General features: G+C 34.0%; 19 protein-coding genes and 1 tRNA gene. 5 read left to right on the top strand and 15 right to left on the bottom strand.

Annotated elements, in window-relative coordinates; genetic code table 11:
- Positions 1-114: 114 nt before the first annotated feature.
- The 4 genes from Y10_RS05320 to Y10_RS05305 all read right to left on the bottom strand — a co-directional run bounded on the left by Y10_RS05320 (position 115) and on the right by Y10_RS05305 (position 1856).
- Positions 115-525: a type II toxin-antitoxin system HicB family antitoxin gene (locus tag Y10_RS05320; RefSeq protein ID WP_281764325.1), complete on the bottom strand. Its 411-nt coding sequence runs from the start codon at positions 523-525 to the stop codon at positions 115-117.
- A gap of 7 nt (positions 526-532) precedes the next feature.
- Positions 533-715 (bottom strand): type II toxin-antitoxin system HicA family toxin, encoded by a 183-nt coding sequence (locus tag Y10_RS05315; protein ID WP_281764324.1) that lies wholly within the window; start codon positions 713-715, stop codon positions 533-535.
- 251 nt (positions 716-966) lie between these two features.
- Positions 967-1257 carry a hypothetical protein gene (locus tag Y10_RS05310; protein ID WP_281764323.1) on the bottom strand — a complete coding sequence of 97 codons (291 nt, stop codon included), beginning with the start codon at positions 1255-1257 and terminating at the stop codon, positions 967-969.
- A gap of 236 nt (positions 1258-1493) precedes the next feature.
- A complete protein-coding gene (locus Y10_RS05305; protein ID WP_281764322.1) occupies positions 1494-1856 on the bottom strand; it encodes a hypothetical protein in 363 nt (120 codons plus the stop codon).
- 346 nt (positions 1857-2202) lie between these two features.
- Between Y10_RS05305 and Y10_RS05300 the strand changes: the two genes are divergently transcribed.
- Both Y10_RS05300 and Y10_RS05295 read left to right on the top strand, forming a co-directional pair.
- Entirely contained in the window at positions 2203-2745 is a 543-nt protein-coding gene (locus tag Y10_RS05300; RefSeq protein ID WP_281764321.1) for a DUF4833 domain-containing protein, read from the top strand.
- 51 nt (positions 2746-2796) lie between these two features.
- Positions 2797-4824: a ComEC/Rec2 family competence protein gene (locus tag Y10_RS05295; RefSeq protein ID WP_281764320.1), complete on the top strand. Its 2028-nt coding sequence runs from the start codon at positions 2797-2799 to the stop codon at positions 4822-4824.
- Between the two features lie 55 nt (positions 4825-4879).
- Here Y10_RS05295 and Y10_RS05290 read toward each other — a convergent pair whose 3' ends face one another.
- From Y10_RS05290 to Y10_RS05275, 4 genes are read right to left on the bottom strand one after another with little or no spacing between them, the layout of a single operon-like run.
- On the bottom strand, positions 4880-5362 hold the full coding sequence (locus Y10_RS05290; protein WP_281764319.1) for a thioredoxin family protein: 483 nt from the start codon (positions 5360-5362) through the stop codon (positions 4880-4882).
- A 40-nt stretch (positions 5363-5402) separates the two neighbouring features.
- Entirely contained in the window at positions 5403-6974 is a 1572-nt protein-coding gene (locus tag Y10_RS05285; protein ID WP_281764318.1) for a peptide MFS transporter, read from the bottom strand.
- Between the two features lie 38 nt (positions 6975-7012).
- Entirely contained in the window at positions 7013-8578 is a 1566-nt protein-coding gene (locus tag Y10_RS05280) for a peptide MFS transporter (protein WP_281764317.1), read from the bottom strand.
- Between the two features lie 19 nt (positions 8579-8597).
- The gene (locus tag Y10_RS05275; RefSeq protein WP_408733608.1) at positions 8598-10763 is read right to left on the bottom strand and encodes a S9 family peptidase; all 2166 of its coding nucleotides are present in this window, start codon (positions 10761-10763) and stop codon (positions 8598-8600) included.
- 239 nt (positions 10764-11002) lie between these two features.
- Between Y10_RS05275 and Y10_RS05270 the strand changes: the two genes are divergently transcribed.
- Entirely contained in the window at positions 11003-12325 is a 1323-nt protein-coding gene (locus Y10_RS05270; RefSeq protein WP_281764316.1) for a hydroxymethylglutaryl-CoA reductase, degradative, read from the top strand.
- Positions 12322-13239, top strand: a complete 918-nt coding sequence (locus tag Y10_RS05265) for a GYDIA family GHMP kinase (RefSeq protein WP_281764315.1) — start codon at positions 12322-12324, stop codon at positions 13237-13239. Before Y10_RS05270 ends, Y10_RS05265 begins: the two co-directional genes overlap by 4 nt.
- A gap of 4 nt (positions 13240-13243) precedes the next feature.
- Here Y10_RS05265 and Y10_RS05260 read toward each other — a convergent pair whose 3' ends face one another.
- The 7 genes from Y10_RS05260 to Y10_RS05230 form a co-directional block, all read right to left on the bottom strand.
- Positions 13244-13777: a hypothetical protein gene (locus Y10_RS05260; RefSeq protein WP_281764314.1), complete on the bottom strand. Its 534-nt coding sequence runs from the start codon at positions 13775-13777 to the stop codon at positions 13244-13246.
- A gap of 254 nt (positions 13778-14031) precedes the next feature.
- A complete protein-coding gene (locus Y10_RS05255; RefSeq protein ID WP_281764313.1) occupies positions 14032-16128 on the bottom strand; it encodes a peptidylprolyl isomerase in 2097 nt (698 codons plus the stop codon).
- A 95-nt stretch (positions 16129-16223) separates the two neighbouring features.
- Positions 16224-17468 (bottom strand): hemolysin family protein, encoded by a 1245-nt coding sequence (locus Y10_RS05250; protein WP_281764312.1) that lies wholly within the window; start codon positions 17466-17468, stop codon positions 16224-16226.
- A 214-nt stretch (positions 17469-17682) separates the two neighbouring features.
- Positions 17683-18246, bottom strand: coding sequence for an LPS export ABC transporter periplasmic protein LptC (lptC, locus tag Y10_RS05245; protein ID WP_281764311.1), 564 nt, complete (start codon positions 18244-18246; stop codon positions 17683-17685).
- A 1-nt stretch (position 18247) separates the two neighbouring features.
- Positions 18248-19594: a hypothetical protein gene (locus Y10_RS05240; RefSeq protein ID WP_281764310.1), complete on the bottom strand. Its 1347-nt coding sequence runs from the start codon at positions 19592-19594 to the stop codon at positions 18248-18250.
- A gap of 13 nt (positions 19595-19607) precedes the next feature.
- Positions 19608-20882, bottom strand: a complete 1275-nt coding sequence (locus Y10_RS05235; protein WP_281764309.1) for a hypothetical protein — start codon at positions 20880-20882, stop codon at positions 19608-19610.
- Entirely contained in the window at positions 20879-21610 is a 732-nt protein-coding gene (locus Y10_RS05230; RefSeq protein WP_309297818.1) for a type III pantothenate kinase, read from the bottom strand. The genes Y10_RS05235 and Y10_RS05230 overlap by 4 nt, the downstream gene beginning before the upstream one ends.
- A gap of 101 nt (positions 21611-21711) precedes the next feature.
- On the opposite strand from Y10_RS05230, the gene Y10_RS05225 reads away from it, so the two are divergent.
- A tRNA-Phe gene (locus Y10_RS05225) sits at positions 21712-21784 on the top strand.
- Positions 21785-22053 lie beyond the last annotated feature (269 nt).

The following is a 22053-nucleotide window of genomic DNA, read 5'->3' as shown; positions in this document are numbered from 1 at the left end:
AAAAATGATGCTTACTCTGTTGAGACCCTGAATCAAGTTCAGGGTGACGGCTCTGGGGTACTTTCAACCATAAACTGTCAACCGTGAACTTTCAACTATCCAGCTACCAAAAACCTAAAAGCTCACCGATAACAACTCCTTACCTAGTTCGTGTATGGCTTGTTCTATTTGTTTGGTACGTTCTTCTGAGGCATTGGCTTTACCTGTTACATATTGACGCATTAGGGAAGCATTTACCCCTGCTTTTTTGGCTATGGCTGAGATTTTAATTTCAGGAACTAGCTTAAAGAAAGAGGCTAAGTCTAGCTCGTACACAAAGTTGGTACAATTGGCTACCTCCGCTAACCAATCTTCTTGTTCTTCAGTGGCAACCTCGATATAATCGGCAAAAGCTGTTTTAAAATTACTTTTCAACTCCTCTAGCGAGTTTCCAAAAGCACTTACCACTCCGGGTATGTTTTTAGAAGTACCCCAATAAGTGCCGTCCTCGGCCTTTTCTACATACACATAAATTGTCTTCTCCATAACACCTTTATTTAAGTCCGGCTTGTTTTAAAATGGCATTGGCTGTTCCTGTTGGGATATCCTTTTTTGGGTGTGGTATAGTGACTAATCCCTTTTTTTCATCATGCTTAAAATGATGATGACTCCCTTTAGTTCTAACCAAAAACCATCCATCCGCCTCTATTAACTTGATAAGCTCGTTTGATTTCATGTAAAATTATAACAAAATAGTTATATAACAAAAATGTTATATTAAAATTATTACTTGTAATTTACAGGTAACATTTTGACTTTGAATACTGTTTACCATATTTAAAAGGGAATTCTTACTCAGATGAGACCTTGAATCAAGTTCAAGGTGACGAAACATTGCTATACAAACAAATACCAAACTCGTCATGCTGAACATCTTTCAGTATCACTTAGGCGTACGCATCTCCATTTGGGAGTAAGCATACTAAATTACATCGCATTGATATGTTCAGAAGGTGTATTGGTATTTTGAATATTAGCAGGGACTACCTTGCTAAATTTTCTTCGGTGTTGATCTACTAACGAAAATTGATTCCAGATGATTCGGTTTTCTTCACCTATAGAAAAAGAAGCTATAAATTTTGTACCACCTTTGGTTGCTGCTACTTGATAATGATTAGGATGTACCGACATGGTTTCAAACTGAAAATCGTGAAGCTTACAATATTCTTCTATTATAAATCTAGCTTCTTTATCTTGCACATATACCCAAAATTTCATTGCTAGCATTAAGATAATGATGACGCTAAAAAGCCCAAGTAAGAGATATGTAAGAATACTTAAAACAGCCATATAAAGCTTTATTATAAATAACAAACGCTTATATAACGCTACATGAATTATGAAAAACCTATCGACGGGTAGTACTTATATAAGCACATAAATATAGAAAAAATAAAATTGGCAATCTCTTAAATTTTTATTTTTTCAATGTAAAATCTTACTTCTTACAGCTATTAGCCTACGTTCTTGAGTATTTTTTGAGCAGAAACTCCGTTGAACATTTCAGGAGTAGGGAGTCCTTCGTTCTCTATATAATTAGCGATAACCTTTTCGGGATTAGCACCTGTCCAAATAAGATTTTTGTTTTTGTCTATATTAAAATTGGCTAAAAAGATATGTCCGTGTGCTTCAAAATGTAGCACATAGTCTTCTGGTAATACCTCTACGCGTATGTAAAGATACCCGTGTTTGTTACAATAAGCTTTAGCTAGTTTTTCGGTTACTCTATCGGTTACCATAACCAATAATTTTATCACCGAACAAAGTGATACCACCAAAATAATTAACCCTAACGTTATAAACAAAGCAACTTTCATTATCTAAACTTTTCGTTTAATAATTATAATTCTCTACTCTTCTAAAATTCCGTTATGCTAGGGGGTGGATTTCGGTTCTAACGGCACTATTTAATTTTCTTTTTCAAAGATAGCCCTTTCCTTTCAATATAAAATAGCTACAAATAAGTATTCTTATTATTTTTCACATTTTCTTCATAGATGATTATATATTAGAAGTTTACCCTATTTTTATACCTCTATCGCTTTCAATTAAAAACCATATAAAAACTTGAATACCAAACAATAACCTTTTTTAACTAAAAATACACATCTTGTTTTATTTTAATATTTTTGAGTACCTTGATACATCTAAAACAAAAAATGCATGCTTAAAAGCAACCATACCAACACCCTATTATTTGTACTGCTTATGTGTATAGGCTATGGTATGCAAGCACAAGACAACTACCCTACCCCAACCTACAATAAGAACCGACTGTTTTATATTCAACATAGCAAGAATCATAACACTTATGTATATGATGCTAAGATTACGAACAACCATATAGACAAGAATGATCCAATTGATGTATACCGAATTGTGTATGAAGGAAACACTGGTACCCGAAAGAGCTTAACCGCTATACAAAGAAGATTGGCATACGGAATTATATCTGATTGTGTTAATAACAATCTGTACGAAATGCATTTGGCCGCATCTAAAGATCTTGAATTATATTTATGTTTAAACAACGAAAAACAACCCAAAGTATACACCACTATTAACCATAGAAAAATGTTTATTGACAAACTTTTTATAGAACTAAAAAGTGGGGGGCTACATATAAAAGCAGATTACATTCTATTTTACGGTACCGACTATAACACAGGAGAACAAGTGACTGAAAAGTTAATTTTAGATAATTAAATTTACGGATAACCACTTCTTTACCATAACGGCTTCCTGTAGCTTAGCTATGTGAAGCACCTATTTCATTTTACACTTATTAAACTATGCTTGCTACTTATTTTAGGTATTAGCTTGGCACACCTATTCTCTGGCGTTTCTATTAAAGTTATCAGTTTTTTACTAGCTATTACTTTAGGCACATCGCTATACTTATACCGGATAGCATCAAATAAATTTCAGCAAACCATTTACTTTGGTGCTACCATTTTTTTGGCTACACTATTAATCGGCTGGTTTACCTATTTGGTTCATCAAGATACATTATACCCTAGTCACTACACCCATCACACAACCTCCCCACCTCAAAAACTATCTATTGAAATTACAGAAACCTTAAAACCCTCTGATTATTACTATAAATATATTGGTACTATAACTCACATAAACGGACAATCAACTACCGGAAAAGTAATAGTGAAACAGCCAAAAGATAGCACACAATCTAATTTACTAGGATTACGACTCTTCTGCTATACCGAAATAAAGAAGATTCCACCACCTTTAAATCCGTATGAGTTTAACTACGCAAGCTATATGCAACATCAACAGGTGTATGGACAATGTAACTTAACCTCACAAAACTACTATATTACAGATACCTTACCTACCAACTTAACACTACTTGCAACTAGACTACGCTCTAAGATCATTAATAACCTCAAGAAAGCCCGACTATCAGGAGACGAACTAGAAGTAACCAAAGCTTTATTTTTAGGACAAAGACAAAATATATCGGAAGATTTATATAAAGACTATATACACGCCGGCGTAATACACCTATTGGCTATTTCTGGTTTGCACATTAGCATTTTGGTAATGCTTTTATATTATGTGCTACTACCCCTGAGAAACACCACCACAGGAATTTGGATAAGCGGTGTACTTATGGTTATCCTACTTTGGTGTTTTGCATTTATTACAGGGCTATCGCCCTCGGTTACCAGAGCTGTTACCATGTTTACCTTTGTTACCATAGCGCTGCATTTAAAGCGTCCTCAAAATAGCGTACATACACTTATGGCCTCCGCCTTCTTTTTATTGCTTATAAAGCCTAATATGCTGTTTATGGCTAGTTTTCAATTAAGCTATATTGCGGTACTAGGTATTCTTACTATACAACCCTTACTAGCCCATCTATGGAGACCCAGCAATAGCATCATCTTATATTTTTGGAACATGACTACAGTAATGCTTGCCGCACAGCTAGCCCTGCTCCCCATAAGTTTGTACTATTTTCATCAATATCCTTTGCTATTTTTTATTGGAAACCTATGTATTGTTCCCTTTATGAGTATTTTACTAGGATATGGTTTTCTAGTAATTCTGCTAGCTGCTTTGGGTATTACCAGTCCCATACTGGTAAAAGGCTTATCATATTGCATATACAGCATGAACACCTTGGTGAATAATATTGCAACCGTAAAAAATGGAACCCTAGAAAATATTTATTTTGATAACAACCTGCTTATTTTAACCTACTGCCTATTATTTATAGCCATACTAGCTTTTACTTATAAACATAAAAAACTATTGTACTCCTCCTTATGTCTAGTGCTAGCACTACAAGGCTATCTGTATTATTTAAATTATTACAGCAAACAGCAACAACAGCTGATTGTATTTAACACCTACGGAAGTCATACTGTAGGTATACAAAATCAACAAACATTACACCTGTATACAACATCAATCTTAGAAAACTCCAACTACCTATTAAAGCAATACAAAGCAGGTGCCTATATAAACACTGTAAAACAAAACCCATTACAACATTACTACCAGTACAAGAATCAGCACATACTAGTGGTAGACAGCGCTGCAGTATATCAACTAAACCATAAGCCCATTGATATTGTAATACTCACCCAAAGTCCTAAACTAAACATGGCGAGACTACTAACCACAATACAACCAAATACCATCATTGCAGATGCCAACAATTACCCCTATTTACTAAAACGATGGCAAAAAGAATGTGAGTTGCGGCACATCACTTTTCACAACACCAATACACAAGGAGCCTATGTTATAAACTAAAAAATCCCGAAGCATAATTACTTCGGGATTCTATATTATGAATTATAATATTTACTTATTTTTTAGCTAATATCTGATTAGCACTTTGAAGCCAGGCATCAACTCCACCTCTTACGTACCCAACAGAACCCAACGCTTTATCAATTTGTATAATATCATCTTGACCTTCGGTTGTCTTAAAACTAGCAAACCAAATGGTAGGAAAACCTCTCACACCAAACTTTTGCTGTAAAAAATAGTTCTGTAATTGTTGTTGTTTCTCCAATTGTTTTCTTCTAGGAAAATCTAACTCTAAAAGAACTACGTTTTCTTTAGCCCATGTAACAAAATCTTGTTGTTGAAAAACCTCTTTTTGAAGTCTTTTACACCATCCGCACCAATCACTTCCGGTAAAAAATAACATTAAAGGCTTGTTTTCTTTTTCAGCTATTCTTTTTGCATCATTAAAATCGGTATGCCAAGTTAACTCAGATTTATCTTGGGCGTACCCTAAAGATACCACTCCAACAAACAATAATAGTAATACGTATTTCTTCATAGATAAGTTTTTTATAAAAGTATAGACGGCATAAGAATCACTACCTTACACCATGCATTAATTTTTTAAGTAATGGGTTCACCAATATTAATAAGAAACCTGCAACTGCTGGAACAATAGTAAATATCAAGAAGAACGTTGTTAAAGAATACTCAGCTGTAATCTTATCTATCAATCCTCCTAGTTGTCCTGCCGCAGTATTTCCAATAAAAATTGCTAGATACCATATACCAAACATTAGACCAATCAATTTAGCAGGAACAAGCTTACTCACATAAGACAACCCTACCGGAGATAAAAATAACTCACCTAATGTATGTAGTAAGTATGCTAAAATAAGCCATACCATACTTACTGCAGCTGTTTCAGCACCCTGAGGAATACTGTTCGCTCCGAAAGCTAAAAAAGCAAATCCACCACCTAAAAGAATCAAACCGACACCAAATTTTACTGCAGCAGAAGGATTGTATTTACTTTCCCAAATTTTAGAAATAAGCGGTGCCAATGTAATAATGAATAAGGAATTCAAAATACCAAACCATGACGCAGGTACTTCTGTAGAATCAGCACTAAATTCTCTAGTTACTTTCCAAAGTACAATACCCCAGATTATAAGAAAACTGAAACCTAAGATAATATTGGATAGGGTAATTTTTTTAAATGTTTGAACAAACAACTTATAAATCACAATCGTTATCACTACTAGTGGAACTAGTGTTATGATAGCATCTACTATTTTAAAAGTTGTAGCTGCATCACCTTCTAAAAGTCTATTTGTATAATTCTTAGCAAAAATAGTCATAGAACCACCTGCTTGTTCAAAAGCTGCCCAGAAGAAAATTGTAAAGAATGCTAACACTCCAACTACAATGTATCTATCGGCTTGAACCTTTGCAGGCACATGTGTTTCTTTTACTTCAACATTTGCATCATGAGGTTTTTTCTCTTCTGCTTCTAAATCTTTTTGATGTGTATCTTCTTTTGGAGATAATCCAATACCCTCAAAAATCGTACGTCCAAACCAAAATTGCAGCATCCCTAACAACATAAATACACCAGCTAATCCAAATCCTAGACTCCAACTAAAGTTTTCGCCAATATATCCGCATAACATTATTCCTAAGAATGCACCAGCATTTACCCCCATATAGAAAATAGTAAAAGCACCATCTTTTTTCTCTTGATGCTTATCATACAATCCACTAACTATAGAAGTAACATTTGGTTTAAAAAGTCCGTTACCAATAATTAAACATCCCAAACCAATATATAAAAACATAGGTGTTTCCAAAGCCATAGAGGCATGACCTAAAGTCATAATTAAGGCACCCAAAGCAACTGCTTTTTGATAACCTAAAAGCTTATCAGCTATAACACCTCCAATAATAGGGGTTAAATATACAAGCCCCGTATAAATACCATATAGCGATAGCGCATCTTCATTACTCCAAGCCCATCCACCATCGGTTAATGATGTTGTTAAAAACAATACTAAAAGAGCACGCATTCCATAATAAGAAAAACGCTCCCACATTTCTGTAAAAAACAGAACAAATAAACTTGGTTTATGTCCAAGTAAACTAAAAACTTCTTCGTTACTTTTTGTATTCATAATCTTTCAAAACGAAATAATAATCTCTTTATATTAATCTAAGCTTCTTCAAATTTTTCTAATTCCGGCCCCTTATTGTCTTCGTGAGACAAATCATGTTCATTATCTTCAGCACCGTGCGTAAGACGAATTAACGGTTTTTTAATTGCCACAAACAATCCACCTATAACTACTGTAAATACTAAAATACCTAAGAACACAGAATACTCACCAAATTCAGAAGCAGACTCTCCAATAATTCCGGCTACTTTATTCCCTAACCCTGTAGCAGCAAAATAAACCCCCATCATTAACGAAGCATATTTTACTGGTGTTAATTTGGTAATAAAAGACAATGCCACTGGCGATATACACAACTCCCCTAACGTATGGAATAAGTATGCAAATACTAACCATAACAAATTAGAAGTCCCCGTTTTTTGATATTCCATAGCTGCAAACACCATAAATAGGAAACCAAATCCCATAATAATGATACCTATAGCCATTTTAAATAGTGAAGAAGATTCTTTTCCTTTCAGCTTTCTTTTAGCCCAAATACCTGCTACGATGGTAGCAAAAATGATAATAAAACCAGCATTTAAACTCTGGAACATTACGGTAGGAATTTCGTACCCAAATAACACACGATTGGTTTTTTCATCGGTATATAAGTTCATTAAACCTCCAGCCTGTTCAAAAGCACCCCAGAATATGATTACCATGATAAATGATAATAACATTACTACAAACCTATCTTTATAAATTTGATTTGGTAATTCTTTATAAATCATCATCATTAAAGCTGCAATTGCTGTAATGAATAAAAACAGCATTCCGTAGCCCCAGTCCATAAAATACCAACCAATACCACTCAACACTACTAATAAAACACTAATACCTAATTGTAATGGCGATTTAAAAAGATCTGAGTATAAATGTGGGTAAGAGACTTCATCTACTTCATCTTTAGAGCCTGAATCTAAATTTCCCACATGTGTAAGAAACCTTTGTCCCCAGATATACACAATTAAACCAAGTACCATAGCAATACCAGCCAATCCAAAACCAGCATGCCATCCCCACTCAGCTACTACTAGCCCAACAAAAATGGTTGCTAATAAAGACCCTGTATTAATACCTATATAGAAAATACTAAATCCTTTATCTCTTCTAATATCTCCTTGTCTATACAAACCTCCTACCATCGTAGAGATATTAGGTTTCAATAAACCAACACCTAAAATTACCAATCCTAAACCTGTGTAGAATGCCCAAGTATCTGTTAATACCAAAACACCATGTCCTATACATAAAATAATAGCTCCAACAAGTACAGATTTTTTCTGCCCTATTAATTTATCGGCTATCATCCCTCCAGGTATAGACATGACATACACCAACATGGTATACCAACCATACAAAGCCAAAGCTTCAGATTCTGTCCATCCTAATCCTGCTCCTCTATCATCTGTTCCTAAAGTAGAAGCCGTCATATATAGGGTAAGCAATGCACGCATTCCGTAATACGAAAAACGCTCCCACATTTCGGTAAAAAATAGTATATACAACCCTACCGGATGTCCGAAGAGTTCCTTTTCATGTTTATCAATAACGTGACTCATATATTGTTAGTTAGTTTTATTATAAGTTTTCTTTTACAAAGTTGGTTAGCTTTGTAAACAAGTGTAAACGCGTGTTACCACCATAAATACCGTGGTTTTTATCTGGGTAAATTGCCCAATCAAACTGCTTGTTTGCCTGTACTAATTCTTCTATCATACGCATAGAGTTTTGTACATGCACATTATCATCTCCAGTACCATGTACTAAAAGGTAAGCACCTTCTAATTGGTCTGCAAAGTTTAACGGACTATTATCATCATACCCACTAGCGTTTTCTTGCGGAGTAGTCATGTATCTTTCAGTATATACAGAGTCATAGAATCTCCAGCTAGTAACAGGTGCTACGGCAATTGCCATTGAGAAAACATCGTTTCCTTTTAAAATACAATTACTACTCATGAAACCTCCAAAGCTCCATCCCCAGATACCAATTCTATCTGCATCTATGTAATTTCTTTTTCCTAAAATACGAGCCGCTTCAATTTGATCTTCCACTTCAAACTTACCTAGTTCTTTTTGCGTTACTTTTTTAAAGGCTGCCCCTTTAAAACCAGTACCTCTACCATCTACACATACTACAATATATCCTTGTTGTGCTAACATAAAGTGCCAGTAATCATTATATCCGTACCAGCTATCTGAAACCTCTTGAGAACCCGGGCCACTGTACTGATACATAAACATTGGGTATTTTTTAGTAGCATCAAAATCAGCTGGCTTAATCATATACATATTAAGCTCGTTACCGTTTACGGTAATAGTACTATACTCTTTAGGTGTAATTCCGTAAGAGTCAAATTTTTGTTTTGCTGCTTTATTGTCTACAATCACTTTTAACTCTTCTCCATCTTTTGCACTGTTTAAAGTGTACATGGTTGGTGTTGTAGCACTAGAGTAGTTGTTAATAAAGTAACTAAAGTCTGCACTAAAGGTAGCGCTGTTAGTTCCTTTTTTAGAAGTTAACTTTTTCTTCCCTTTTCCGTTTGTTTTAATAGAATATACATCACGGTAAATAGAACCTTCTTCTACTGACTGGTAATAGATTCTTTTATCTTTAGCACTATACCCATAATAAGCGGTTACTTCCCACGGTCCTTCTGTAATTTGGTTTTTCAATTTCCCGGTAGCATCATACCAGTAAATGTGATTGTAACCATCTTTTTCAGAAGTCCAGATAAAACTATTATCTTCTAAAAACGTTAAGTTATCGGTAACATCAATATAAGCTTTATCGGTTTCATGCAATACCACTTTAGACTCCTTTGTATCTACATTACAGAAATATAAATTCAAATCATTTTGGTGTCTGTTTAAAGTTTGTACGGCAACAATAGCAGGGTCTTCGGTAAACTCAATTCTAGGTATGTATTCATACGAACCAACAGAAAGGTCACTGTTTTCTTTTGTATCTACATTATACACATGTAAAGTTACATCAGAATTTTTCTCACCTGCCTTAGGATATTTAAACTCATACTGCGATGGATACAATTCTTTACCATAAACATCCATAGAAAACTCAGGTACTTCAGACTCATCAAACTTTAAATAAGCTATGCGGTTACTCGCCTTATTCCATTCAAAAGCTCTTACAAAAGCAAATTCCTCTTCATACACCCAGTCAGTAACACCGTTAATAATAGCGTTGTTTTTGCCATCGGCAGTTACTTGGGTAACGCTACCATCAGTTAAGCTTTTAATATAAATATTGTTATCTTTAACATACGCTACTTTTGTAGCATCAGGAGAAAAGGTAGGCTCTTGAATATGTTCATCTGCTACTCTGGTAAGTTTCTTAGTAGCTACGTCATAAACAAAATAAACACCCAAAGTTGAGTGTCTAAAAATAGGTTGCAGGTCTGCTGCTAATAATAATTTACTTTCGTCTGCGCTAAACTCATACGACAGAAAATAATTAACTCCGTCTAAATCTTTAGAGCTTACAATTGTTTCGGTCTTCTCTAAGGTTTTATAATCATATTTATCTACAGAAGTTGAACGCGAAGCACGATCAAAATTCAGCACTGCATATTGCTTACCATTCTGTAAAGAATTCAATTCATCCATTCCTTCGGTTCTGAAGGCTCCACTCCATATTTCTTCTAATGTAATTTGTTTGGTTTGTGCGAATAGCTGAGCGGAAACAGCTACGAATGCAAATAAAAATGCTCTATACTTATTCATTAATAGTACTATATTTTAAAAGATTCCAAGTTTACTAATAATTTCACAATTTATTAAACTTTTTTGGTTAAACGTTAACTTTTAAAGGCTTTTATACACTTCTTTTTTAGAAACGTTATAAAAATAGAAATAGTAAAGATATTTGATAACACCCCCTCATTCTTCCTACCAAGTAACACTTTTACATTAACCACTGTCTTCTAAAAAATGTATCTTTACAGCTTTAAAAAGTTACACCCATGAAACAACCGGTACAAGGATTTTCTAAACTTACCAAAGAAGAAAAAATTAACTGGATTGCAGAACATAGTTTTAAAAACCCTGAAGAGGGCATAGAAATTTTAAAAAAGTACTGGCATACCGATGCTGAAGTTCAAAAACTACACGATGAGTTTATAGAAAACACCATTAGTAATTTTCTACTACCTATAGGTATTGCACCTAACTTTAAAATAAACGATCAACTTTATGCCATACCTATGGCTATTGAAGAGAGTTCTGTTGTAGCTGCAGCTAGTAAAGCTGCAAAGTTTTGGATTGACCGTGGCGGATTTAAAACCGAAATTATTGGCACCGAAAAAATTGGTCAGGTTCACTTTATGTATCATGGTGATGTAGAAAAATTAAAAGAATTTTTCAAGAGTGTAACCCCTTTAATGCTAGAAAATGCAGCCGACATTACCCAGAACATGGAAAAACGTGGTGGCGGTGTAACAGGCATTACGCTAAAGGACAAAACGAATAGCATCCCTAACTACTATCAATTACATTGTGCTTTTGAAACACTAGATGCTATGGGCGCTAATTTCATCAATAGCTGTTTAGAATCGTTTGCTAAAACCTTTAAAGCGGAAGCCTTAAACTACAATAGTTTTAACGAAACTGAAAAAGACATCCAGATAGTAATGAGTATTTTATCTAATTACGTACCTAACTGCTTAGTAAAAGCAGAGGTTAGTTGTAAGGTAGAAGACTTAAATGAAGACAAAGAATTAACTCCGGAAGAATTTGCAGAGAAATTCGTTAGAGCTGTAAGCATAGCCGAAGTAGAGCCATACCGTGCTGTAACCCATAATAAGGGAATTATGAATGGTATAGATTCTGTGGTTATTGCCACCGGTAACGACTTTAGAGCTATAGAAGCAGGCGCTCATGCCTATGCGGCTAAAAACGGAACTTATAGCAGCTTAACACATGCTAAAGTAGAAAACGGAATTTTTAGATTTTGGATAGAAATTCCTCTTGCTTTAGGAACCGTTGGAGGTTTAACCAAATTACACCCCATGGTAAAAGTTGCTTTAGAAATGCTAGGCCATCCAGATGCTAAAAAGCTTATGGAAATTACAGCTGTTGCTGGCTTAGCGCAAAATTTTGGTGCAGTAAGAAGCTTAATTACCAGCGGTATTCAAAAAGGACACATGAAGATGCACCTTTTAAACATTTTAAACCAATTAGGAGCTACCGAAAAAGAAAAGGCCTATTTTGTAAATTACTTTAAAGACAAAACAGCTACACATAGTGCTGTAGTAGCAGCTTTTGAACAATTAAGAGCTACCTCATGAAAACATACTACAGTAACGGAAAACTTTTAATAACGGGAGAATATGGAGTTCTAGATGGTGCACTAAGCTTTGCTTTACCCACCAAATTTGGACAAAATCTAAAAGTTACAGAAACCAATAATTCACTTTTAAAATGGACTAGCTTTGACCATTTAAATAAGGAGTGGCTCTCTATTACCTTAGATTTAAATAAACTTTCTAAAGGCACTCGCAGCATTATTGAAACTTCAGACACTGAAAAAGCAATTACGTTACTAGACATTCTAAACACTGCAAAAAAAGCTAATCCAGCTTTTTTAACTAAAGGCGCTGATGTTATCACCCAATTGAGCTTCCCTAACAATTGGGGGCTAGGCACTTCTTCCACACTCATAAACAACATTGCTTCGTGGGCGCAAATAGATGCGTTTGAGCTTTTATGGAACTCTTTTAAAGGAAGTGGCTACGATATTGCTTGCGCACAAAACAACACCCCTATAACCTATCAAATAACCCAAAATAAACCTGCTGTAAACCCTATTTCTTTTTCACCCAACTTTACAGATGATTTATTCTTCATCCACTTAAATAAAAAACAGAATAGCAAAGAAGGGATAGCACACTACAGAAAGTTAGGCAACAAAAAGAAAACCTTAGTTAAAGAACTATCTAGCATCACAGAAGAGATTATTAAAGCATCTTCTTTAGAAGCATTCGAGAGTCTAGTAAACACTCATGAAGACATACTTTCTAAACACCTTGAACAACCCAAAGTAAAAGACCTTTACTTTTCTGACTACAACGGATCGGTAAAAAGCTTAGGCGCTTGGGGAGGAGATTTTATTTTAGCAACAGGAAACAAAAAAAGTATGGGGTATTTTGAACAAAAAGGTTACACCACCATACTTTCTTATAACGAAATGATTTTAGTTTAAATCACTAAAAACTATATCTTTTTTCTCCATTCACTTTATAGGTTATTTCAGTAACCACATCAGTTTCTGGATTAAATTTAACCAATACCGGGCAACAATACTCTTCGTCAATCACAAACTTTATAGCCCATGTTTTATCTTCCAATTGAACAGTAGTATATACTTTACTTAATGCTTCTACAGATTCACCAACCTTTACAGTTACACCATCTAGGGTTATAGCATTAGCCTTAATATAGTCAAGCCCAATTGTATACTCTTGTGACTGCGTATCAATAAAACCTACCACTAAGCCACCATCAAACTTATAACGAACCCATCCTTCGCCAATACCTCCTTTACCTTCTCTTATACTCAAGGGAAACTCTATTAGTTTGGTAAGTTTTTCAACATTAGCCTCTGTTTTTTTTAACTCAAGAAACGTATAATCATTAAACTTAGTTTTATACAGTTGAGATTTCGTAAGTGCATTTTCTTGAGCAGTAGCAAATAACGCAAAAAGACAAACAGCAGCACTAAGCCATAGGGGATTTTTCATGTAGTAAATAGTTAGTTAGGTTAATTTGGTTTTGTAATAATCAACTCCAGCATATTACTAGAGTTTATCTAAAATTTAAACACAAAGGTTTTCAGCAACCTTAAGCAAAATAATAGAGTAAATGTAAGGCAATTTAACAAAAGTATCAATTACAAAAACAGCCATAAGGGTGATTTTATAAACATAACCGCGAAGTATAGACATAAAAAAAACCTCCTATAAAAGGAGGTTTTAAAAATATTATAAACTAAATTCTAGTAAAACTTAGCTCTGTTATCTTCAATCTCAACAGACTTTTTAAGTGCCTCTATCACAGACTGGCTGTATTTTTGAATATTAGTTTGTCTTAAAGAATTTCTATAACTAGTATAGTTAGCTAGCTTAGGAGAATCTTCTTTCTTAGTAACTTCTACCATATAAACACCTTTCTCTCCTTCAATAAGCCCACTCTTTCCACCTTCATTTAAACCAAATGCAGTACCCACAACTTTAGGTTCAGCACCAGCTCCAGAAATAGCAGGATTACTCAAACTAACATCAGTAGCACTTCTACGTCTAATATTATAAAGAGCCTCAATCTCCTCCATGCTTTTACCTTTAGCTTCGTTTATGATTTTAGCAGCCTTTTTCTCTTTTAATAAAATAGGCATTACTTTAGCCTTAGCGCTTTCAACTGAAGCAAGACCTTCTTTTGTCACTCCCGTTACTTGAACAATTGCGTAACCACCACTTACATTGAATTTTTTAATATCTCCAACACTCGTTCCATCTTCAAAAGCCCATCTCACAATAGAACGTTGATTTGCCACACCTGTTAAGCCAGCAGCTAATTCCTCAACACCTTTATCTATCTTAACCTCTTGTCCGAATTCTTTAGCAGTAGCCTCAAAATCTTTATCCTCTTCGGTAACAGCATATAAGAACTTATTAGACTCATTGTAGGTATCATTGATAGTTTCTTGAGACGCATCTTTCTTTAATGCAACTGTAGCTAAGCTAACAGTTTCGTACTGATCTTCTACTTTAATAACATGGAAACCAAACTGAGTTTTAACCACTCCTACACTTCCAACAGGATTATTAAAAATAAATTCATCAAACTCAGGCACCATTTGCCCTGGTCTAATATTATCATAAGTACCATTATTTGAAGCCACACCAGGATCTTCAGAAAACTCTTTAGCTAACTCATTTACATCTTCTCCTTTTTTAATTCTAGCCATTAAGCTATTAGCTAAGGTTTCCGCTTGAGCCTCACTTCTATCTTCTTTCAACTGAGCATTCGGAATACTATCATAAGCAATTAAAATATGACTTGCCTTTACATTTCCGTTTGCTTTTTTGCTAACCATTCTAGAAATTTTGAAGTAATCTCCATCTTCATATGGTCCGTATACTTGACCCACCTTTAAGCTATATAAAGTATCAGCATATTGTTTTGGTAAAGCACTTTTCTGTACATATGCAGAATCAAACTTTATTTCAGAATTTTCAGCAGTATAACCAACTAAATCAGTTGTATTCACAAAATTAATAGTATCTACACTATTTGCTTTTACAACTAACATCTCATTTAAACGATCCTTAATAGTGTTTAAGTCAGCCTCAGAAGCCTTCTCTTCGAAAACAACAAAACGTACATCTCTTTTTGCATCTTCTTCAAACTCTTCTTTATGCTCATTGATATAGCTTTTTATTTCACTATCAGAAACGGTAACAGTAGAATCTGCTATAGAAGTGTAAGGCACTTGTACATATGTAAAGTTTACCATATCACTATCTTCTGCATAACGCACTTCACCTTCTTTTTCAGTTACTCCTAAACCAGCCTGAATTAAATCGTAGAAAATACTTTGCTTAGCAGAAGCAATAATATTTTCTTCTGTAGCTTTCCATTGCTCATAACCAGCAGGATCACCAGCTTTCATATCAGCAATAAAATTTCTGAATTTTTGAGGATCAAAAACCCCATTCTCATTTAAAAATCTTGGATCTTGAGCAATTTGTGGATTTTGCTTTACAAGATTCATAATACGGTCTCCATCAATTTGAATTCCTAAATCATCAAATTGCTTTTCTAATATAATGTTATTTACTTCACGGTTCCATACAGAGTTCACAGCATTCATAATACTCGCATTCGGATTATTACTTGTTACTGCTTGTACAGAATTAGAAAATTCTGCTAAACTAATAGTCTCTCCATTTACTTCACCTATTTTATTTGCATCTCCAAACAAGGTAAAACTTCCTTTACCTACTAAACTAGATAAAATGAACGCTAATAACGAAAGTCCAATAATTACAATTAGTAACATGGAACGCTTTCTTATTTTCTCTAAAACTGCCATTGTGCTTAAACAATTATAAAAATTAATGTGGGCGAAAATACCATTTTCTTTGAAATAATAAAAATAAAATAAGGGATTACATTTTTTTTATTAGACTACTCTGTGTCAAGTATTTTAAGATGCACTAATTTTATTTTAGTGTAAGTAACATCTAAAATTGTAAAACGGAAATTCTCAATAGTAATAACCTCATTCAACTGCGGAATCTCGCCTATATCATTTACAATAAAACCACCTAAAGTACCATAATTCTCACTCTCTGGTATCTCTAACTTATACTTTTCATTAAGGTAATCCACCTCTAATCTACACGAGAATTTAAACTCATCATCTGCCAGCTGTTCTTCTATAAAATCAACCGTATCATGTTCATCTTCAATCTCTCCGAACAGCTCCTCCACAATATCTTCTACCGTTAAAATACCACTAGTACCACCATACTCATCAATAACCACAGCAATACTCTTTCGTTTTTTAATAAGCACATTTAAAATTTCACTTATCAACATTGTCTCTGGCACAAAACCCACAGGCATTAAAACTTCTTTAATTGTTTGAGGCCTTTTAAACAAATCAAACGAGTGCACATACCCCACTATATCATCTATAGATTCATCAAAAACCAATACTTTAGAGTAACCCGTCTCAATAAAAACATTACGCACTGTTTGAATAGATTCGTTTATATCAACAGCCGATATCTCGGTTCTAGGCACCATCACATCTCTAGCCTTTACCTCAGAAAACTCTAACGCATTCTGAAAAAACTGTATCTCTGAATCTACATTCTCATCCTCATCCACAGACTCCATTTGTTCAGAAATATAATCTCCTAACTCTAATTTTGTAAACGCAAGCTGCACATTATCACCATCTGACTTAAACACATATTTTAAAATAATATCAGACATCCAGATGATAAACTCAGTAATTGGCCAAAAAAGTAAATAGAAAACAAATGCAGGCAGTAATAATATCTTTAAAAAATTATTAGCATAAATCTGAAAGAATACTTTAGGCAAAAACTCTGCTGTAATTAAAATTACAATGGTTGAAATAATTGTTTGCACCAAAAGATTTTGCAAATGCATTGGGAGCATTGTAGTAATTAAATCTCCCATGTAAAAACCGTAAATCACCAAAGCCAAGTTATTACCTACTAACATAGTAGCAATATACTTTGATGGACGGCGTGTTAACCATGTTAACACCTTAGCAAGTAAGGTTTCTTGCTTTTTCTCAATCTCCAAATGTATTTTGTTAGAAGACACATAAGCTATCTCCATCCCCGAAAAAAACGCAGATAAAACCAAACAAATTACAATAATGGAAATCTCCATAACTTATTAAATTTAAACTATTCCTGGTTTCGGCGCTCCATCTTCTTACGCATAAACCTCCTAAAGAAGTACATACCAATAGATACCACACCAAACATTAAAAATAAATAGTTTATCTGTTGAAAACTTATATACTCTCTAATCACTTCGAAGATAGAAATAATAGCGATTATCAAATATACTATTTCGAAAAATTTTAAATACTTAACCATATTTATTCTCCCTTAATAGAAATTACACCAGTTGTTTTATGTGCATTAACTACCGTAAAATCTTTATTAAAATCCATACCAACACCATTCATTACAGTACCCTCTACCGGATCTGTAAATGTAAACGGATCATCGGTATAAATCCATTCCGTTCGCTGATCCCAATACAAAAGATCAGTCTTTAATATTTTTCCTTCATGCGTTTTAATAACCACACTATCTCGTAATTCAACCAAATCGGTATTATTATACAAAATACCAAACCTAGCATCTACCGTAGTTTTATTTTCTTGTTCATTAAAAAAATCAATATGCACCCCATCAGGAAATTCAGAATAAGGAAACTCTTGATTTCCGTAATCATAATTTAACGGACTTTTTAAGATAGCAACAACTCTAAGAGAGTCAGTATAGGTAAGCGTGAAATTGGTAGCCTCTCCCATAGGAAATTTTTCCTGTAAGGTTAACTTTTGCAAAGCTCCCAAATTATTTTCGCAAGAAAAAAACATTGTCACAGCAAAAACTGTGACAATGCAAATAAATTTATATTTAATGATGCGGAACATCTTATAAGTTAGGAACTTTTACAGATTTGTTAATCCAACATCCAACTTTAATAGTTTTACCAGCCATACCAGAATTAAAAATATCTGATTTACTTGGCGCTAACCCTTTATAAGAACTAGCTAAAGAACTATTACCTGCTTTATTAGCCATTTCTTCTGCTAACCAGTATACAGCTCTTTTTTCGAAAGGTGTACTACCACAACTGTTTGCAGATGCAGCGTAAGCTCTAGCTATAACTTCGTAGGCTTTTTTGTTTGAAGGGTTAAACTTCAATGCTTGGTAAGCATAACTTGCAGCAGTAGAACCTGAAGACAAACTAGCTACAGTTACTAAAGTTTTAGACTTTTCAAATTTATCTGTTTCTAAATCTACAGATTCCTTAAACCACTCTTTAGCCTTAGCATTATTACCTTTCTTATACTCTAATACACCTAAGTATTTTGCAGACTTAGCAGAAGGGTGTAAGTTGTGTAATTTTTCAACAATCCGAGCGTATAAAGGATCACCTGTACACTCTTTCTCTGTCATAGCATTTGCAGCTCTATTTAACCACTCCTCATTATCTTTATTTGCTTCAAAATTCTTAGTAAACAAAGGAATCAAGTTTTCACAGTTACCTAATTGCCCCATGTAAGCTTCTAAGCTCTCAGAAATACCTTCGTAGTTACTCATTCTTTTTTGAGCTCTACCTAAAGACTTTTCTTGTTTAGCAGTTAATGTTGTACCCGCTTCTTGAGCCTCTAATAATGGATTCATAATTTCAGACTGCTCATTTCTTAACTCTTCAATTTTTGAACCTACTCCATCATAAGTATCAAACACCGTTTGAAGATCTAATTTTTCAGCCTTGTATAAATCTACAGTAGTTGTAAAGTACGAATACAAAGAAACTTCACTATTAAAGTTTGCTTTATCTTTTTCAAAAGCATCTTTATACATATTATAAAGCTCCTCATCGGTAAGCATACCTTCCTGCTTCATTAATTTCGTTTTATCGATAACCATTTCAGCATACGTATACTCATATTTCCCCGTTGGGAAATTTGCATGATATCTATCGTAAAGCTCCAACAACAGCTTTACATATTCAGCTCTGTTTGCCGCGTCATTTTCCATTTTGTACTCAAGAATTTTATCTCCGTAAGCATATACCGCCACGTGAAAGTCTTGAGGACAGTTATCAAATACCTTTTTCCATGTTGGGTATGCAGACTCATAATTCTTCACTTTCGCATCGTTATAAAACAACGATAGGTTTGTGTTACAATCATCTTGAGCATTAGCACTGAATGCACCTAAAAACCCAATTAAGGCAACCATCAATAATGCAAATCTGTTTTTCATCATTAAAAATATATAATTAATTAATTCTATTCTTTATAAACCATCTGTCTAATAACGACAATCCAACTCTAAAATTCACATAATTTTCTTGAATTAAAGAACTGTTAGTAGTTCCTCTAGAACCTATTTCTAACCCTAAATTAAGTTTAGAAATTTTTCCAACCGGTAATCCTACTCCAAAAGATATGCCAAAGTCATTTACCTCTTCACCATTTATTATCATCCCGGTATTCTGAAACTTAACACCCGCACGGTAAGTTGCTCGTTTAAAGTAACTTGAATAAGAATCATAATCAGGCGTAAACATTCCTCCAAATCTAAACTCAGAACCATCTTGATAATCTACACCATTTACAGAAAGAAACGGATTAGATAAATTACTGGTGTTTACATATTCATACTCTCCACCAAAAAACCATACATTTCTTTTACCAACCCCTAAACCAAAGGTTCCTCTTGATGGCAGTGTTACGTCGGTTTCAGCTAAACCTAAGGCGTCTAAATCAACATCATACTCTTCTCGCACATCTTCAGCCCCGTTATCATATATAGAAATAGTCTGAAAATATCTATCGTTAGTAGAACTTATCTTAGCCTCTGGTGTATATTGTACTGTACTATACAAAACATAATCATTCTTTAAAGGCTGAGAATAATTTAAAGCAATGGTATAATCTAAACCACTCAAAGATGAAGAGTTAATTTCCTTAGTACCTAACTCTACACCCTGAACACTATTAATAATACTATTATCTATCTTACCAAAATCATAGCTACCTCTAGCACCAATACTTAAATTCTTGGTAATCTCATACCCAAAGGCAACAAAAACTTTATTCATTCCTCCTTCTCCTTCAAGCCTTGTCAATTCTTGACTTCCATCTTCTCCAGTAATACTTTGTATAGCATACCCCACAGAAGTATAAGGTAAAAGCCCAAAACTAACACCTAGTTTACGGCTAATAGGAAAACCCAAGGTTAAATAATCAAAAGAAGCAGACTTAGCCGTCTCATCTCCAAAATCACTTTCCAAATTCAATCTTGTAAAAGTTGCTCCTACGGAGTAGTTCGTCATATTAAGCTCGCCAAGCGAAGCTGGGTTTTGAATACTTAACGATAAACTATCTGGATAAAGGCTTAACCCGCCCATAGCTCTATTCTCCATCGTTCCTTGAAACTTCAAACTTCCTATTCCGTAAAATGAATAAGGAGATGCTGTTCCTACTTGCGCTGTAGCAGTAATATTCCCCAATACTATAAAGGCTACAATTGCTATTAATCTTTTAATCATTCGAGTTTATTATATTCCAAAATAAAATTCAAACCCTCTAAAAGGAAATTTGAATTGGCAAATATGCCATTTTTTAATCTTTTTGACAAAAATAAGGCATTACCTCCTGTTAAAATAACTGTTAAATCTTTAAAATTATTATAGTAATCTGAAATAAACCCATTTATTTCATAAATAAGACCATTTACAGCACCCGACATCATACACTCTTTAGTAGATGCACCAGTAACAAATTCTATTTCAGAAAACTCAAGCTTTGGCAATCTCTTAGTCAATTCATGCATTGCATTTAAACGCATTTGCAAACCAGGTGCAATAGCTCCACCTAAATACTCTGCATTACTATTTACAAAATCGTAAGTAACGCATGTACCAGCATCTATTACTAAAACATTCTTTTTAGGATAGCTCTTTACAGCCCCTGCAATTAACGCCAACCTATCCTCTCCTAAAGTCTCAGGAGTTTTATACTTATTACTAAATGGCATTTTTAAGTCATTAGACATTAAAACCATTCCTGTTTCTGATTTAAGCAATGCTAATACATCTGAAGGAATTTCCGCTACAGAAGATACAATTGAACGAGAAATAGAATTTGTTTCAAAAATTTTTAAAATTTTTTTTTGCAGTTCTCCAAAGGACACCGAAACAACGGACACTATCATATCATTTTGAAAAACAGCAACTTTGGAAAACGTATTTCCAATATCTATAATTAGATTCATCATGTTTTGTTAGAAAACCAAAGGTACAAAACCATTTTTTTTTCAAAATGTTTTGCATAATTAAAATTTGCTCCTATATTTGCACCCGCAATAAGCAATCAACTGGTACCTTAGCTCAGTTGGTAGAGCAAAGGACTGAAAATCCTTGTGTCCCTGGTTCGATTCCTGGAGGTACCACATAAAAAACCTGATAACACTGTTATCAGGTTTTTTTATTATATAGCTACCCCAAATACACCCTACCTATTAGAAAACAGAAACTCCGTTCACTAATACTTTCAATAATAATAAATTAGTACAATTTCTAACCCTCAATAGAAGCTTACATAAACATTAAACGAAAGTTAAAACAAATAGAAGTAAAACTATTTCAGCATCTAAATAACAGAAACAACAATAGAAACCTTTTAAAAACATTTTAAAAGGTCAAGGCTACGCTTTAAAGT

This window comes from Neptunitalea lumnitzerae (genome assembly GCF_027924185.1).
Taxonomy (GTDB): Bacteria; Bacteroidota; Bacteroidia; order Flavobacteriales; family Flavobacteriaceae; genus Neptunitalea; species Neptunitalea lumnitzerae.
This window is presented reverse-complemented; position numbering and strand designations above follow the sequence as displayed.

What these genes read in the sequence shown, in the direction of transcription:
- Y10_RS05320 (WP_281764325.1), bottom strand. Translation starts at nt 525, where the DNA reads ATGGAGAAGACAATTTATGTGTATGTAGAAAAGGCCGAGGACGGCACT.
- Y10_RS05315 (WP_281764324.1), bottom strand. Translation starts at nt 715, where the DNA reads ATGAAATCAAACGAGCTTATCAAGTTAATAGAGGCGGATGGATGGTTT.
- Y10_RS05310 (WP_281764323.1), bottom strand. Translation starts at nt 1,257, where the DNA reads ATGAAATTTTGGGTATATGTGCAAGATAAAGAAGCTAGATTTATAATA.
- Y10_RS05305 (WP_281764322.1), bottom strand. Translation starts at nt 1,856, where the DNA reads ATGAAAGTTGCTTTGTTTATAACGTTAGGGTTAATTATTTTGGTGGTA.
- Y10_RS05300 (WP_281764321.1), top strand. Translation starts at nt 2,203, where the DNA reads ATGCTTAAAAGCAACCATACCAACACCCTATTATTTGTACTGCTTATG.
- Y10_RS05290 (WP_281764319.1), bottom strand. Translation starts at nt 5,362, where the DNA reads ATGAAGAAATACGTATTACTATTATTGTTTGTTGGAGTGGTATCTTTA.
- Y10_RS05285 (WP_281764318.1), bottom strand. Translation starts at nt 6,974, where the DNA reads ATGAATACAAAAAGTAACGAAGAAGTTTTTAGTTTACTTGGACATAAA.
- Y10_RS05280 (WP_281764317.1), bottom strand. Translation starts at nt 8,578, where the DNA reads ATGAGTCACGTTATTGATAAACATGAAAAGGAACTCTTCGGACATCCG.
- Y10_RS05275 (WP_408733608.1), bottom strand. Translation starts at nt 10,763, where the DNA reads ATGAATAAGTATAGAGCATTTTTATTTGCATTCGTAGCTGTTTCCGCT.
- Y10_RS05270 (WP_281764316.1), top strand. Translation starts at nt 11,003, where the DNA reads ATGAAACAACCGGTACAAGGATTTTCTAAACTTACCAAAGAAGAAAAA.
- Y10_RS05265 (WP_281764315.1), top strand. Translation starts at nt 12,322, where the DNA reads ATGAAAACATACTACAGTAACGGAAAACTTTTAATAACGGGAGAATAT.
- Y10_RS05260 (WP_281764314.1), bottom strand. Translation starts at nt 13,777, where the DNA reads ATGAAAAATCCCCTATGGCTTAGTGCTGCTGTTTGTCTTTTTGCGTTA.
- Y10_RS05255 (WP_281764313.1), bottom strand. Translation starts at nt 16,128, where the DNA reads ATGGCAGTTTTAGAGAAAATAAGAAAGCGTTCCATGTTACTAATTGTA.
- Y10_RS05250 (WP_281764312.1), bottom strand. Translation starts at nt 17,468, where the DNA reads ATGGAGATTTCCATTATTGTAATTTGTTTGGTTTTATCTGCGTTTTTT.
- lptC (WP_281764311.1), bottom strand. Translation starts at nt 18,246, where the DNA reads ATGTTCCGCATCATTAAATATAAATTTATTTGCATTGTCACAGTTTTT.
- Y10_RS05240 (WP_281764310.1), bottom strand. Translation starts at nt 19,594, where the DNA reads ATGATGAAAAACAGATTTGCATTATTGATGGTTGCCTTAATTGGGTTT.
- Y10_RS05235 (WP_281764309.1), bottom strand. Translation starts at nt 20,882, where the DNA reads ATGATTAAAAGATTAATAGCAATTGTAGCCTTTATAGTATTGGGGAAT.
- Y10_RS05230 (WP_309297818.1), bottom strand. Translation starts at nt 21,610, where the DNA reads ATGATGAATCTAATTATAGATATTGGAAATACGTTTTCCAAAGTTGCT.